The organism is Fischerella sp. PCC 9605, from assembly GCF_000517105.1.
GTDB lineage: Bacteria > Cyanobacteriota > Cyanobacteriia > Cyanobacteriales > Nostocaceae > PCC9605.
In genome coordinates this window covers 1,511,007-1,525,983 of record NZ_KI912148.1, presented here as the reverse complement: position 1 = coordinate 1,525,983, position 14,977 = coordinate 1,511,007, and the positions used below count along the sequence as shown (strand labels likewise).

The 14,977-nt window shown below is 45.5% G+C and carries 17 protein-coding genes and 1 pseudogene; 4 read left to right on the top strand and 14 right to left on the bottom strand.

Going from position 1 to position 14,977, the window contains the following annotated elements; all coding sequences use genetic code 11:
• Window positions 1–4 precede the first annotated feature (4 nt).
• A complete protein-coding gene (locus tag FIS9605_RS36625; protein ID WP_035139483.1) occupies window positions 5–1,408 on the top strand; it encodes an efflux RND transporter periplasmic adaptor subunit in 1,404 nt (467 codons plus the stop codon).
• 21 nt (window positions 1,409–1,429) lie between these two features.
• On the opposite strand, the gene FIS9605_RS0108975 is transcribed toward FIS9605_RS36625, so the two are convergent.
• Complete coding sequence (locus tag FIS9605_RS0108975; RefSeq protein WP_026732291.1) at window positions 1,430–2,494, bottom strand: potassium channel family protein; 1,065 nt, start codon at window positions 2,492–2,494, stop codon at window positions 1,430–1,432.
• A gap of 254 nt (window positions 2,495–2,748) precedes the next feature.
• Between FIS9605_RS0108975 and FIS9605_RS0108970 the strand changes: the two genes are divergently transcribed.
• Window positions 2,749–2,919 (top strand): hypothetical protein, encoded by a 171-nt coding sequence (locus tag FIS9605_RS0108970; protein WP_442854689.1) that lies wholly within the window; start codon window positions 2,749–2,751, stop codon window positions 2,917–2,919.
• A gap of 20 nt (window positions 2,920–2,939) precedes the next feature.
• Entirely contained in the window at window positions 2,940–4,223 is a 1,284-nt protein-coding gene (locus FIS9605_RS0108965; RefSeq protein ID WP_026732289.1) for an aspartate aminotransferase family protein, read from the top strand.
• Window positions 4,224–4,467: 244 nt separating this feature from the next.
• On the opposite strand, the gene FIS9605_RS0108960 is transcribed toward FIS9605_RS0108965, so the two are convergent.
• The 13 genes and pseudogenes from FIS9605_RS0108960 to devC all read right to left on the bottom strand — a co-directional run bounded on the left by FIS9605_RS0108960 (window position 4,468) and on the right by devC (window position 14,058).
• On the bottom strand, window positions 4,468–5,127 hold the full coding sequence (locus tag FIS9605_RS0108960; RefSeq protein WP_026732288.1) for a Na(+)/H(+) antiporter subunit B: 660 nt from the start codon (window positions 5,125–5,127) through the stop codon (window positions 4,468–4,470).
• Window positions 5,124–5,711, bottom strand: a complete 588-nt coding sequence (locus FIS9605_RS0108955) for a DUF4040 domain-containing protein (RefSeq protein WP_026732287.1) — start codon at window positions 5,709–5,711, stop codon at window positions 5,124–5,126. The genes FIS9605_RS0108960 and FIS9605_RS0108955 overlap by 4 nt, the downstream gene beginning before the upstream one ends.
• Complete coding sequence (locus FIS9605_RS0108950; RefSeq protein WP_026732286.1) at window positions 5,704–5,982, bottom strand: monovalent cation/H(+) antiporter subunit G; 279 nt, start codon at window positions 5,980–5,982, stop codon at window positions 5,704–5,706. The genes FIS9605_RS0108955 and FIS9605_RS0108950 overlap by 8 nt, the downstream gene beginning before the upstream one ends.
• Window positions 5,979–6,245, bottom strand: coding sequence for a hypothetical protein (locus FIS9605_RS0108945; RefSeq protein ID WP_026732285.1), 267 nt, complete (start codon window positions 6,243–6,245; stop codon window positions 5,979–5,981). Before FIS9605_RS0108945 ends, FIS9605_RS0108950 begins: the two co-directional genes overlap by 4 nt.
• Complete coding sequence (locus FIS9605_RS0108940; protein WP_026732284.1) at window positions 6,242–6,631, bottom strand: Na+/H+ antiporter subunit E; 390 nt, start codon at window positions 6,629–6,631, stop codon at window positions 6,242–6,244. The genes FIS9605_RS0108945 and FIS9605_RS0108940 overlap by 4 nt, the downstream gene beginning before the upstream one ends.
• The gene (locus FIS9605_RS0108935) at window positions 6,628–8,064 is read right to left on the bottom strand and encodes a cation:proton antiporter (RefSeq protein ID WP_026732283.1); all 1,437 of its coding nucleotides are present in this window, start codon (window positions 8,062–8,064) and stop codon (window positions 6,628–6,630) included. The genes FIS9605_RS0108940 and FIS9605_RS0108935 overlap by 4 nt, the downstream gene beginning before the upstream one ends.
• A complete protein-coding gene (locus FIS9605_RS0108930; RefSeq protein ID WP_026732282.1) occupies window positions 8,061–8,396 on the bottom strand; it encodes a cation:proton antiporter subunit C in 336 nt (111 codons plus the stop codon). The genes FIS9605_RS0108935 and FIS9605_RS0108930 overlap by 4 nt, the downstream gene beginning before the upstream one ends.
• A gap of 78 nt (window positions 8,397–8,474) precedes the next feature.
• Window positions 8,475–8,768: pseudogene (locus FIS9605_RS36620) on the bottom strand (IS701 family transposase); the annotation flags it as partial.
• A gap of 1,316 nt (window positions 8,769–10,084) precedes the next feature.
• On the bottom strand, window positions 10,085–10,930 hold the full coding sequence (locus FIS9605_RS0108920; protein ID WP_051469961.1) for a serine hydrolase: 846 nt from the start codon (window positions 10,928–10,930) through the stop codon (window positions 10,085–10,087).
• A gap of 6 nt (window positions 10,931–10,936) precedes the next feature.
• Complete coding sequence (locus FIS9605_RS0108915; protein ID WP_026732280.1) at window positions 10,937–11,494, bottom strand: methylmalonic aciduria and homocystinuria type D protein; 558 nt, start codon at window positions 11,492–11,494, stop codon at window positions 10,937–10,939.
• 251 nt (window positions 11,495–11,745) lie between these two features.
• Window positions 11,746–11,952 carry a hypothetical protein gene (locus tag FIS9605_RS0108910; protein WP_026732279.1) on the bottom strand — a complete coding sequence of 69 codons (207 nt, stop codon included), beginning with the start codon at window positions 11,950–11,952 and terminating at the stop codon, window positions 11,746–11,748.
• A 156-nt stretch (window positions 11,953–12,108) separates the two neighbouring features.
• A complete protein-coding gene (locus FIS9605_RS0108905) occupies window positions 12,109–12,759 on the bottom strand; it encodes a MotA/TolQ/ExbB proton channel family protein (protein WP_026732278.1) in 651 nt (216 codons plus the stop codon).
• A 132-nt stretch (window positions 12,760–12,891) separates the two neighbouring features.
• Entirely contained in the window at window positions 12,892–14,058 is a 1,167-nt protein-coding gene (devC, locus tag FIS9605_RS0108900) for an ABC transporter permease DevC (RefSeq protein ID WP_026732277.1), read from the bottom strand.
• 204 nt (window positions 14,059–14,262) lie between these two features.
• Here devC and hetI point away from each other — a divergent pair, with 204 nt between their 5' ends.
• Window positions 14,263–14,964: a 4'-phosphopantetheinyl transferase HetI gene (gene hetI / locus FIS9605_RS0108895; RefSeq protein WP_026732276.1), complete on the top strand. Its 702-nt coding sequence runs from the start codon at window positions 14,263–14,265 to the stop codon at window positions 14,962–14,964.
• Window positions 14,965–14,977 lie beyond the last annotated feature (13 nt).

Sequence of the window (14,977 nt, the reverse complement as noted above, 5' to 3'; positions counted from 1 at the left end):
CATCATGAAGCTATTACCATCACCTAAGCAACCAACTGACCAAAAACCGACTAAAGATACCGAGGGCTTGAGGAAGCGTTTGCCAAAATTTTCGCGAAAGTTGTTTGTCTATTCTGCGATCGCCCTTGCTACCCTCACACTGGTTGTTTGGGCATTTCGTCCTCCTCCCATTCCAGTAGACACTGGGTGCGTTACTCGTGGCGAACTGCGAGTAACAGTAAATGCAGAAGGCAAAACTCGGGTGCGCGATCGCTTTGTGGTTTCAGCACCTGTTGATGGTCGCCTTGCCCGGATTGAACTAGATGAAGGCGATAAAGTTGAGCAAGGAACCGTAGTTGCCCGCATTGACCCGCTTCCCCTGACTGCTTCAGTTAAAGAAGCCTTGGCAAGGCTAGCAGAATGGCAGGCACAGCGAGAAGGAGTAGCAACGCAGCGACCCAAACAGGCAACCTTAGAACAGGCACAAAAGCGCATTCAGTCAGCACTTGCCGCCCAACGTCAGGCGGAGGCAAGGGTAGCGCAAGCCCAGGCAGCACTGGCACAAGCCCGACGGGATAGTCAACGTGCCCAAGAACTGCAAGCGGCTGGGGTGATTCCCCGCAAAGACCGGGAAATTGCAGAACTGAATGAAACTACCAAAGCCAAAGAACTAGAAGCAGCAAAGTTGGAAGCAAAATCTGCTACTGCGGAAGTTCAGGTAGCACAGGCAGCCCTAACTGTCTTACAACAACAACAGAGTGACCCAGATTATTTGCTCAAGGTTTACGATGCCCGGATTGCCAGCGTAGAGGCGGAACTCTCGAAGCTAAAGGATGAAGCAGCCCGTACTGACATTCGCTCCCCTGTGCGTGGTCAAGTTCTGCGGATACTCCAGAAAAGTGCCCAATATGTTACATCTGGCACACCTCTGTTAGAAATAGGTGATGTCTCCAAGCTGGAACTAGTAATTGACGTGCTTTCCAGCGATGCTGTGAAAATTCAGCCTGGGGACACTATTTTAATTGACCGGGGAGCCGATACTCAGCCAATTCTGGCAAAAGTGCGACTGGTGGAACCTTCAGCTTTTACTAAAGTTTCTGCCCTGGGAGTTGAGGAGCAACGCGTCAATATTATTGGTGATTTTGTTGATACACCTCACTCCTTCGGTGATGCTTACCGTGTCGATGTGCAAATTGTGATTTGGGATAGTAAAAATCTGCTGAAGATACCGTTGAGTTCACTTTTTCGCTGCGATCGATCTTGGTGTACCTTTGTAGTCAAAGATGGTAAAGCTGCTCTTCGCTTGGTTGAAATCGGACAGCGCAGTGATTTTGAAGCTGAAATTCGGCAAGGACTTAAGGAAGGTGAAGTAGTCATTCTCCATCCCAGTGAACAAATCAATGATGGTAGCCGCGTTACTTTTAGGTAAAAATATTCTTCTTGCTTGTGTCTAACTCTTCTTTGGTCTTCGCAATTGCTTGGAACCAATTGGCCCAAGAAGCTGGTTGAGAGCACGTAGTTGTTCAGGTGTACCCATCGCAATTAATACATCTCCTGGCATAAATACTGTGTCAGGAGTGGGGCCACCGATCAGGGTGCCATCGACGCGACGGACAGCGAGAATCAATGCGCCTGTTTGCGCTCGTAACCTTGCTTGTCCTAAAGTTTGACCCACAACCGGACAAATATTTCGGTCGAGTAAAAATTCTTCCATATATAACTGTCGGTCTGCACCTGAGATAATTCCATCGACAAAGTCCATAACTTGGGGTCTGAGTGCTGCTGCTGCCATCCGCTTACCGCCGGTGATGTAAGGAGAAATCACAGCATCTGCACCACCACGTTGTAACTTTTGTAACGCTTCTTCTGTACTTGCTCGGGCGATCGCCCGAATTCCTGGATTCAGATGTTTTGCCGAAAGAACTGTATATAAATTTTCCGCATCGGAAGGTAGGGCTGCTACTATACAAGCTGCCCTTTCAATACCTACCCTGATCAGCGTTTCATCTAAAGTGGCGTCACCCTGGTATATGGTGTAACCTAGTTCTTGTGCCTTTCGCACAGATTCCACGTCGGAGTCAATAATTACAAAAGAAACGGCTTCTGCCTGAAATTCTTTGGCAATTTGACGACCAGTCCGACTATATCCACAAATGATATAGTGCCCTGATAAAGATTCCATTGCGCGCCGCACCTGCCGTAGTCGAATTCCTTCTTGAAAATAGCCTTGAATTACGGCTTCTGTAAATCGGTTCACGATGTAACCAATACTGATTACACCCATTAAAATCAAGGCTATTGTAAACAGCCGCCCCCTGCTTTCTAGTGGTCGTGTTTCACCGTAGCCAACAGTCGCTAAAGTGATGATCGTCATATATGCTGCGTCTTCCCATGACCAGCCTTCCACTAGGCGATACCATAAAGTACCGATGAGGAATACACCGCCGAGAGCAACTGCCCCCGCCATTAACTCTTTTTGGATACGTTGATATTTTTGTTCCAGAGTTGAGTACACTATATTTCACCACCGCCACTCGTTTTGAGGATAACCGAGTGTCAGCTTAAGATGAACTATTAATACTTCGCCAACCCAAAATTAACGGGTGTTGGTCGCTTAAAGGGTAAAGGTTAAAGGGAAAAGCGTTATTTCCTTGTCCTCCTTGTCTGCCTTGTCTCCAATTTGAAGATTACTGAATTAGTTTTCTAGGATCGGGGGTGAGGGCAACTACCATAACTTGTCGGTTATGGTAAAGTATTTTCATGCTGGTCATGAACTACACCTATCGAATTTATTCTTATGCCACTCAAGAGGCGATGTTGCTTGAGTGGCATGAGATTTTTGGCAAGGTCTATAGTCATAGTTCTCAGATTTATGGCAATTGCGGCGATCGCAAAAAGATGCCGCTTGATATCAGCATTTACGACTGCGTGTTGTATTAGTTTAATGGAGCAGCAAAGCAGTGAGCCTAGAAACTCTTGTTCAACAACACCTCATTACCTCAGAGTCAGGTTCTGTGTCATCTAGCCCCTTTGATGCTGATAGCTTCGATGCAGCTGTCATGTCTACCTATGGGCGGTTTCCCCTAGCTTTGGAACGAGGTGCGGGATGTCGTGTTTGGGATACCGAGGAGCGAGAATATCTCGACTTTGTAGCAGGAATTGCCACTTGCACCTTGGGACACGCCCACCCAGCGATGGTGGAAGCAGTCACACGTCAAATTCAAAAACTGCATCACGTTTCTAATTTGTACTACATCCCCGAACAGGGAGAATTGGCAAAGTGGATAGTTGAGCATTCCTGCGCCGATCGCGTATTTTTCTGCAACTCAGGGGCGGAGGCAAACGAAGCTGCCATCAAGCTTACGCGCAAATACGCGCATACAGTGTTGGAAATTGAACAACCGATTATTTTAACGGCTCACTCTAGTTTCCACGGCAGAACTTTAGCCACGATTACCGCCACAGCACAACCCAAGTATCAAAAAAATTTCGATCCATTAGTACCAGGATTCCACTACGTACCTTATAACGATATTGCGGCGGTAGAAACAGCGATTAGTGAGTTGGATGAAGGTGATTACCGCGTCGCGGCGATTTTGATCGAGCCATTGCAGGGAGAAGGCGGTGTTCGTCCAGGCGATGTGGCTTACTTCCAGAAACTGCGACAAATTTGTGATGAAACGGGCGTACTGCTGATTTTCGATGAAGTGCAAGTCGGCATGGGACGCAGTGGCAAGTTATGGGGTTACGAACATCTTGGTGTTGAGCCGGATATTTTCACCAGTGCCAAGGGCTTAGGCGGTGGTATTCCCATTGGCGCAATGATGTGTAAAAAATTCTGCGATGTTTTCCAACCAGGAGAACATGCTAGCACCTTTGGCGGTAATCCTTTTGCTTGTGGCGTTGCTCTCGCTGTCTGCCAGACATTGGAGAAAGAGAACATTTTAGAGAACGTACAGCAGAGGGGTGAGCAATTGCGATCTGGATTAAGGGCGATCGCAGCCAAATATCCCCATCACATCACCGAAGTGCGCGGCTGGGGTTTAATCAACGGCATGGAGTTAAAAGCAGATGCTGAAATTACTGCCGCTGATGTAGTTAAAGCTGCAATTAATGAGGGTTTATTACTCGTGCCGGCTGGCACCAAGGTGATCCGGTTTGTACCACCTTTGATTGTGACAGAAAAAGAAGTAGATACGGCGTTGCAACTTGTTGACAAGGCGATCGCGGCTGTAACGGCATAATGGGGGATTGGGGATTAGGGACTGGGGATTGGGAATTGGGCATTGGGTAAAGGTTAAAGGGTAAAGGGTAAAGGAATTTATTAACCTTTCACCTTTGTTGCCAGTCGCTACAACGGAGGAGCCACTGCGGTGGACGGGTTTCCCGGCTAAAGCACGTGGCGTGGAACCTCCAAGGGCGCTTACGCTCCCCTTTTCCCCTTCCCCCTCTTGTTTTTCCGATCCCCAATCCCCAACCTCACATCTCTCACAACAATCCCCGATAATGAATAAAAATCAAAACAACCGCCCACGACCCCAATGCGACTTTTACTGCCACCAGGATGTTGAGAATGGGGAGAATCCCCCCGCTGACCAGTGCGCCTAACTCTCCGTGCGGTAATTCCCCTCCCGCCAGAGTGATAACTGACAGGACAATGAAAATAAGAACCGAAACCTTCTCCCATGTAGCGGCATGCCAGCGCTTGTAGAGCGCCTGCATCCACTGCGATGATGAAGTAATCGCAACAAGACCGATCGCCGTTCCGCCCGCCACCCCGGCCGCAAAACCACCGCCCGGGCTCAGATGCCCCCGAATCGCTAGTTCTATACCCACCAACGCGGTAATTGTCGCTCCCAGACGCGCCAGCACAATTGATGGCTGATCTGTGAACTGATAGATCGTGCAGGACGGTTTTTCATCCGCCAGCAGAAAATTGGCACCCAAGATCGCAATTGTAAATACCACTACTTCAAAGATAGTATCGTACAGACGATTCCTGAAAATGATACCCGAAACTGCATTAGGCACCCCACTATCACGTACAACCGACTCGACGATAGAGATCGACAAGTCCGGTGTTGGGTTGGGAATGACGAGCATTTTGACGTATAGCGCTATCCCTGCTACAATATAAAGCCATTTCATGGATGCTTCTTTCCTGAGTCTGGTGTACTTACATAGGTTAGGGTTGTCCCTGGTGATGAAAGTTCGCTTTGTATGATTTCATAGATGCGTTGAACCCTGGTCGCGGTTTGATAGGGTTGCTTTTCATCTCCAGGCACAGCACCATATTCATCGCTGTATTCCGATGGGGCACAGATCGCATGGACTTCTTTGTCCATCAGCGCCCGGTGCAAAGCCTGCGTATTTGTGTAGGTCACTAACTCAAGACGCATGTGGCGTTTGCCAAAAATAGTTCGTAACTCATTCATCAGTTGCCCAAAAAGGCGATCGTCATCTGCCTCTACCGACTCGTCTTTGATCACGCCAAGACGCATGACCAGCGATGAACGCACCGCAATCGCATAGAGAGTAATCGCGAGCATGGTACCCACTAATGCTTCGGTCAAAGCAACATCCGGTGCCCCCAAAACCTCATATACCAATGCCGCCATCGCTCCCAGGATGCCGCGAATTACCAGGGCATGGTATGGATTGACCTGAAGTACTAGCATGGACGCAGCCAACGGCAGCAGGGCGATGATGACATAGATATAGCTATCAGTCATTGCTACCCCCGCTACTGGAACAGTATGCCAACACATACCCCAGCATCGTATTCCAGATTGCCAAGGAGATAATGGCGAGGATAAGTAACGGCCATTCACTGGGTATCCTCAAAAGTAGCCCAATCACGATATTGATCGAACCGAGGGTATCGGCAACCGAAAGACTATGCAATTTAAACAAGACCGATCGCTTGCCTAGCAAGGGAAAAGTGCCCCAAAACCAGAAGAAGATTCCTAGACCTATGCAGGTATAACTAAATACGTCGATCATATATCACTCTTCAATCCATCATTCATTCGTTTGATCACATGGGCCAGCAGCATCAATGCGGCATTTCCCACACTCAGGATGATGACCCCGACAACACCGATCATCCAATCATCCCGCAAGACGGATACGACCAGGATCATGACTGATGTCTTGGTGGCGATACTGGCAAAAGCCAACATCGTTTGCCAGATATCATCATCCTGCCATGCCTCGTACATGGGGATGAGCAGCGCCAGAATCATTGCTATCAGTACCAGGTTCACGTCTTTTTCCTCCGTCGCACTCGATGCACTTCGTACCAGCCTTCTTCGTGGTATTTCAAGACAATGGTCTTGGGCGTAAAGGTGATTATAAATACATCCAAGAATATAAGACCGGGTGTCCGTCGTGGTGGGACTCGTTCCAAGGTTACATCTTCTTCGTTATGCGGACGGAGGATGATTTCAAATGCCTCAATATACGCCTGCGGAATTGCCACGATCACCTCACCCAGTGCCCGCAGCCAATCCTTCAATGCTCCTGTGGCTTTATGTCTGTGCGGCAATAGGAGTGCGACGCTGACGCCGATGATGATATTTGCCACACTCAGGTTGGCAGTGAGCAGAAACCAGATGACCAGTCGCAATATCAGATTCAAATACCCAATCATGCAAATACCATCCAGAAGAGTAGGATCAACATCAGACTCATTACACCGATCAGATGCTCAAATTGCTCAAGTACACGCGGTAGCTTGAGTACTGACCGTCGAAAAATCAAAAAATACGCCACCCAGCCAACGCCGATGATGGCGAGTGGTTTCGTAATATTCGCGACGGTATACGCCTCAAAATACACAACATTTGCTAAAATCAGACCACCGATTAACAAGATCGTCGCTGCCCAGAAACCAGGTCGTACATGCTTTTGTCCTTCTCGTCTCTCATGGGGCAGAAAGATGAATTTGGCAAACGATATTGCCGTTCCCAGGGCCGCAACATTCATGGCGATCGCTTGCCAAGGCATCAAATTCTTCGTTGTCAAAACCTTCGCCCCAAAGCCAGACAACATGGGAAAGCCTGAGATCGAGAAGCTGGCCATAACCAGAGCAACCCAGATCCCGGTATCGATCGGCTTCTGTTGCAGTTCCTTGAAGTTTCGGCTCGGTAAGGCACCCGCGATCAGAAAGAGCGCGGATTTGACCAGACCGTGCGTCAGCGCATAAAAGCCACCCACTTTAGGTGCGGCAAGGATAAAGCCTAACTGCGAAACCGTGTGAAAGGCCAGCATCCGCTTGGTATCCTTTTCAAAGACTGCATAGAACACTCCCAGCAGCGCCGTCCCTACTCCGAAGATCCTGACTATCGGATCAATCTCATCCACCATCAGCGCACACCGCACTAATGGATAGACACCAGCTTTGACCACAATTCCCGACAGCATGGCCGACACCGGCGTTTCCGATTCGGAGTGGGTCAACGGTAGCCACAATCCCGATACAAAGATCCCTCCCTTGACTAAGAGTCCCACAAAGATGAGGGCAAGCGCCTCCGGAGGTGCCCCGCGCAAACCTGCAAAACTAAATGAATGATGCGTCTGATAGACCAGCACCGCGCCAACCAGATAAAAAAGCATTGCTACGTTGCTGACAAACAGATAGCGCAAAGCAACCCAAATGGATCTATCGGTGCGAGGATAGGCAATCAAGAGAAAAGCGGCAATCCCACTCACCTCTAACGCCACGTATAAACTAATAAAATCCGAACAGACAAACGCGGCATTGAGACTGCCATGCAAAATGATGGTCTGGGCATAAAAAAAAGCTGTCTTACCGCTGTGCCAACAGTAGAGGATGACCGCGGCAGTTACCAGCGCATTTGTTAATATAAAGTAGCCACTCAACTGATCGACTACTAATGTGACGCCGAAATGATCTAGTAATTGCAGTGTCAGTGGCGATCGCTCGGCAAATAGCTGCAAGGCATATCCAGCAGAAGCAAAAGCCATCCCCAGTGCGAGGTAGCGATCCAGTTTAGGGAGCAGATAAATGACGAATCCCACAAAAAACGGGAGTCCGATCCAAGCAATCGTAAGGGTACTCATGGCGTATTGTTCTTCTCGATCTCGTTACTTTCTAATGTCGGATTATCCCGCGCCAACTTCATGACACCGACCAGCATTAAGGCCTGAATCGAAAAGCCGATCACAATCGCCGTCAATATTACTGCCTGGGGAACCGGATCGGAGTAAGCGCCATTTTTGACATCTGAAACAATAGGTGTGAACAAACCATCTCGCGATGCAATCAGCACGTAATAGGCGATAACCCCCGTGCTCATGACATCCATAGAGATGATCTTCATAACAAGGTTCTTTTTAAGGATGATGCCGAAAAACCCGCACAATATTGTTGCGAATATGAATGCTTCTAACACGGGAATTGCCTGTTGGGTAAGGGTTGATCGTAATTTTCTTTAAAAAAATACACTATTTTTGTGGTACTTTGAAAATTCCTAAGCCCAAATATAGCCAGACTTAGCGCTGTGAGCAGCAAACACATCGATGTGGGTATTTAACCAATGGATGAAACGAAATCCAACAGCTGTACGGAAGGTTTCCAATGCCTCAACAAAGGTTATGAGAGGTTTAGTCGCCCACTGTCGTCGAAAACCTCCTGTCAACTGATGCCAATGAATAAAACTGTAGGCACAAAAAACAAGAATCCAATGGCGTTTGAGATTAGTTTCATCATGCACCTCATATTCGCTCATACTTAACCAGCCCTTGGCCGCACGGTAAAATACCTTGCGTGTTTCATTTGACGCTGCTCAATCGTGAGTCTGACGTAAAAGCCACTCCCAACAAGTATTTTCACCTATTTTTGCACCTCTTTTTTATAAGGTTTTATTCCATTTTCAATGGATAAGCATTGATTGAACTCTATATCAAAGTCACATCAATATATAGTCAATCCAATACCGGGAGTGAAATTGATCGACGGCTAGAACACCGATTCAGTAATCTTCAAATGAAAAGAAGGACAAGGGAAGGAGGACAAGGAAGGATGGGGTGATGAGGGGCTAGGGGTGCCCACTTTGTGGGGTTGGGGGGCAATGGGGTGATGCGGAGAGTCCTGTTTTATATTCTCCCCAACTCCCCAACTACCCACCTCCGGTTCCCCCCTCTTCCTTGTCTCAGCCATAAAGACAATTTCTGAATACTGAATCGACGTTTTAGAGTTCTAGCCCAGTAGAAGGTGTTGATAAATCAACTAGAGTGTGTAGATGCAAAGTAGTTAACCTGCTTCTGTCAATGAAACCTCTATTCAGTAAAGCTTTGAGAGCGTTGACTCGCTCCCGGAATGATAGAAGAGTTCAATGTCTTTAACCCTTGTGAAGTAAGTCTTCGTAAAATTTTGCCACTGCAAAAGTGACAAAACAGGGTTAATACCAATTTGAAAAAAGAATGCAACACATAGATAAGACGCCTCCCCAACCCTAAGCGCGAGTTCTCTGAGAGTGCCGTCACCCTGGGTGGGGTTATCTGCCCTTAAACATTTTTTGAATCGGTATAATTTCTCCGATTGCGGACAACAGCCAGATGCCGGAGGTCAAAAAGGTTTTTGCGTAACCCAATGTTCAGTTAAATCGAAAAATTTTCCTCAAAAGGCGATCGCTAATCAGGAAGTGCATCGCATAACAACGGTTTAGTATCCCTATCAAGTATCTTTTACTGCACTTTGCGATCGCACTCATACCTCAAACTGAACTTCCCTCAGTGCAAATTTACAAAAGAGGTCTTAAAGCCTTGCTACGTAAACAATTTAGCTTTAAGCACAAGGTCTTTGCGTTACCATGGCGGCTCAAAAAAATTTTGGGCGTTGCTGAATCAAGATATGAATTGTCATTCTGTAGACGCTTGGTGCGGCTACTCTACGAGAAGGGCTGCGCCCTACGGTGCAGGGTGCGGAACTTTGTGGAGCGAAGAATCTTGACAGATGCTTCGTTTCGCTGCGCTACACTCAGCATGACAAAATCAAATTCATACTTCAAATCAGCAACGCCAAATTTTGGAAGCCCCTCCACGCAAGCGTTAAGGCTTTTTGTTCAGGGTGAACTTCAGCTTATATATTCTGATAAACCAACTTTGCAACGTCCCTACAAAGTCGAATTCCGTCGTAGTTCTCAGATAAGCCCTGGGTCATCACAACTATTACTATTTCTTTATCTTTTGCAAACAGGATTCCAGCATCATGTTCAATCCAAAGCAACTCACCCGTTTTATTAGCTAACTGTACTCCCTTGGGAAGACCAAGATGGAGTTTATTTTTACACTGTTGACCTTCAAGAATTCTTAAAGGTTCATCCCCATACTGACCAAGCAATTGTCTCTGTCGCACAAAAGCTTCCAGTATCCGAGCAACATCAGCAGGACTCGTAAAGTTATCTCGATTCACATCACGCGGATCAAACATTTTGTACTGCAAAGCGGTATTCACAAGCCCAAGTTGTTGAATTGAGTTGTTGATGTTGTCCATCCCAAGTCGATCAATTAAAAGATTTGTAGCTGTGTTGTCACTGATTACAATCATCAATGTCGCCAAGTCAAGTAAACGTAATTTCAAACCAGGATTGAGTTGGCGCAAAACACCAAATCCAATCACCATGTCTTGAGCTTGAAGCTCAATCTCTTCTACTGGATCAACTACACCTATTGCACATTGATAGAAGAATTCCCACAAAATAGCTAGTTTGATGAGACTCGCAGCAGGAAACAAAAGTTCTTGGTTGAACTGAGCATCATGACCACTATCGAGATTTCTGATAACAATCCCCGCAGTGCCTCGAAAACCAGAGATGAGAGAAGTGAAATTTAGTTCAACCATAGGACTAGCCAAACTACTTAAAGCAGTTTTATCAAAACATCCGCTGATTTTTGGTTCGTTAATTAAATCTGGGGAAATAACCACCAACCACTAACTCATTTCCTCCTTCCAACCATGCAAAGGAGCTATACTTCTGATGGCCGATTCGATGATGATTGGGGGAGCTACTGATATTAAGATACTGGGATAAACTGCCATTCCCCATTCGGGATGAATTAGTACGCGACATTTATTTTGAATGACTGGATAACCAAGTAAAGCTTTCACAACAGCTGTGTCGTCATGGGGAATTATCCCTGGACGAGAAAGCAAGGGATAGCCAGTGCGGGGATCGATGAGGTCTGTGAGGTAGTTGCGATCGCGTAAATTGAAGGCGACATCAAAGCCAAACCTCATAAAATTTTCTCGCAACCATTGTTTTTCTGCTTCAATTTCTGGCGTAGTTTCCACCATTCCATATCTAGATTTTTGTAAAACAATCACCACCCACAAAAAAAGTTGATTTTTCCAATCTGGTAATATCCGTTCGCGGTTAGCACAAATGTACTGACTCGGGGGATGAATTGAAATCTCAACCGCTTGTCCGCTTGTGCCAACCAAATTAATAGGATAGCCTACAACAGAAGTATTAAGCGTTGGATAGTTCACTAATCTTATGTCGTTTTTTTCAAGTTTTTTAATTTTTACTTTGTATAGATGATAACTCTTAAAGATTCAGAAAAATCAACTATTTTCTGCACTGGATAGGTTTATTTGAAGCTATTGTTAAATATTTATTATTTCTTAATCTTATTGTTATATTTTCTTAACCTAGATAGTTGTTGGTTGGTAGTTGGTAGTTGGTTGTTGATGGTTAGTTATTCCAGACAACAAACAACAAACACCAAACAACAAGCCGATTAATTAAGTTTTAAAGCATTGACTGGAACATCATCCCAAGAATCAACAGTCCGCAATCGCGCTATCCAACCAGCTGATTTTTGAGTTTCAGTCAAATTCTGTTTAAAAGACTCATGGCAATCTTTGGCTTGGGACTCATTACAGCAGGCTATACAAGCATAAATCATGCCGGAAGGATCAATTTGCTCATTTACCCAAATAGTCATGCTGTATTTCCTCAAAAAGTAAAGCTCAAAAATTTTAGTCTGTTATCTAAGAATACTATTAAAGCCAAGAGATATCTAATAGCTAATAGAGAGGAAAACCACCTATTAGCTATTCGCAATTTCCTATTTCCCCACTAAGGCGGTGGCAAGTCTGGTTCATCGGGAAGGTGCATAGGTTTTATCTCCCCTTTCATAGCGACGACGGTAAAGCAATTCTAACTGTCCGCCATATTCTTGAATCAGTGCAATTTGACGCTGGTAAAGCCCTCGAAAGCTATTAGCAAATAGCAGTGTAAAAATAGCAACTACCAATCCCGATGCGGTTGAAACCAAAGCTTCACTAATACCACCTGTCACACCTGCTGTTCTTGCGCCTCCGACATCACCAATATTTAAAGAAGCAAAGGAAGCAATTAATCCCAAGACGGTACCAAGAAGACCCAACAGAGGCGCAAGAGCAATAATAGTATCGAAGATATTTTGAAAGCGTTTGAGTAAAGGGATTTCAGCTTGTGCTCCCGTTTCTAAGGCCAAACGAAACTCATCTGGAGTAGCTTCTTCTAGTTCTAAAGCTGCTAAAAAAATTCGTGCCATTGGCAAATCGGTATTTTGGTGCAGCTTATCCAAAGCACCAACTACATTATCAAGCTGATAAGAATTCAGTACCTCTCTGACAACGCGGTTTTGACGGCTACTCAAACGCATCCAAAACAGGATACGTTCAATAATTAGTGCTACTGCTAACACTGAAAAACCTAGGAGGGGCCACATGACCACTCCACCCGCCGTAAATAGATTATTAATCATCTGGTGTTTATTAACTAATTAACAACGCATACTTACATTAACAAAAGGATGCGGCGAGGAGGAGATGGGGAGATGGGGGATGGGGAGAGGGGGAGAGGGGGAGAATTTTGAATATTGCTTTTACCTCATGTTTTAAAATACGTCGGCGGGGTCGGCAGAATTCAGCTTTCGCATCGTGCTAGCGGTAGAAATCAAGCACATTGCCACTGTTAAAACAAACACAGTTACACTCCGCTCAATAGTCATAAACATAGGCAGCATGGTAGCCGCTGCTGCTAGTTGATAAAGTCCTAGTGAAACGATAAATCCTGGTATGTAACCCAACACTGCTAGGAGTAAAGCTTCTTGAATAAGAACTACTATTAAATAGCGATCGCTATATCCAATTGCCTTCAGCATAGAGTATTGTGGCAAGTGATCGGCTACATCGGCATAAATGATTTGATAAACGATCGCAATGCCGACAATGAAAGAGACAATCACACCCAAACCAAAAATAAAACCTATGGGGGTTGTTTTTGCCCAATAAGCTTTTTCTACCCGTGCAAAATCCTCTTTTGTGAGAATCATGACATCATCAGGTAAATCATCTGTTAAAATTTTGGCAATTTGTTGTGCATCTGCACCTGGTTTCAACTGAATCAGACCGATTTGAATTTGATTGGGATGATGGTCGGGGAATAGATGTAAAAAGGTTGAGTCACTGGTAATAGTATTACCATAGGCACCAAACGACGCACCCAAGATAAACAAACCTACAACCCGGATACTGACATCATTTAATTCAGTTTCTACTGTTGATTGCTGTTGAAATAAAGTCGCGATTGGCCCAAACTCTGGTATGGAAGCTTGGTCAAACAACACTGTATTCAACTTTTGCAGCTGACTGCGGTTTTGATTAACTTCAGGAAATTTAAATGCTGTGGTTCTCGGATCTGTACCAAACACCAAAATAGATTGTATGCGACGTGTTTGCGGATTTCTCCATTTTCCGTAACCCATATAGAGTGGACTCACCGACTCCACTCCTGCAAATCCTAACGCCTGATACAATCGCTCTCTGGAGAAATTTTTGACTGAATATACACTTTTAAAATGGGAACTCACCACCACCAAATCTGCATCTAAACCCCTTTGTGGTGCTGTGGAACTGTCAAATAGTGAAGCCTCAAACCCCATCTGGGCACAGATGAGAATGTTTGCAAAGGCAATACCTACCACTGCGATCGCCAAACGAGTTTTCTCTTTAACTAACTGCCGCCATGCTAGGAGGGTTGTGCGAAAACATTTGCGAAGCATTTACGGAGACTCCTTCCTTTGGCAAGTCCTGATAATATATCTCTTGCAAAAGTGGTTGAAAACCGGAGAAGATTAAACCTCTTGCAAAAGTAACTTTTGCAAGAGGTGGGGGAAAGATTAAACAATAAGGGGGAAAGGAAAAGACAATTTCTTTAACCCTTGTCTCAACTTCTAGATTGTTTTTGGGGTGGGAGATGAGATCTTATGTGGCTAGCTGCACCGACTGATTTAAAATTGTTGCCATATGATGTTCATATCTGGCGAATTGACCTTGAACGACCAGAACCAGAACTGCAAGCTTTAGAAGCTACTCTCTCCAGTGACGAAATAGCTCGCGCTCGGCGGTTTTATTTTCAGCAACATCAGCAGCGTTTTATCGCCGGCCGGGGAATCCTCCGTGCTATCTTGGGTCGCTACTTGGGTGTTGAACCGCAAGCGGTGCGATTTGAATATGAACCCCGTGGCAAACCAGTATTAGGTGATACTTATATCCATAGTGGGCTATCGTTTAACTTGTCACATTCTCAAGATTTAGCTGTATGTGCGGTAAGTATTAACCGCATAATTGGTGTTGATATAGAATACATCAGATCTGTGAGTGATGTAGAAGCCCTTGCCAAACGCTTCTTTTCACCCAGAGAATATGCAGTAGTGCGATCGCTTCCTCCACAACAACAGCAAAAGGTGTTTTTTCGCTACTGGACATGTAAAGAAGCTTATTTAAAAGCAACAGGAGTGGGACTAGTTCAACTGGAGCAAGTAGAGATTTCCTTGACTCCAGAAGAACCAGCAAAACTCACCACCGATGAACAGTGGAGTTTGATAGAACTTTTACCTGCTGATAATTATGTTGGTGCAGTTGCTGTAGAAGGTTTTGAGTTAGATCTGAAGTGCTGGCAATATTAATGTCACAAGAGTT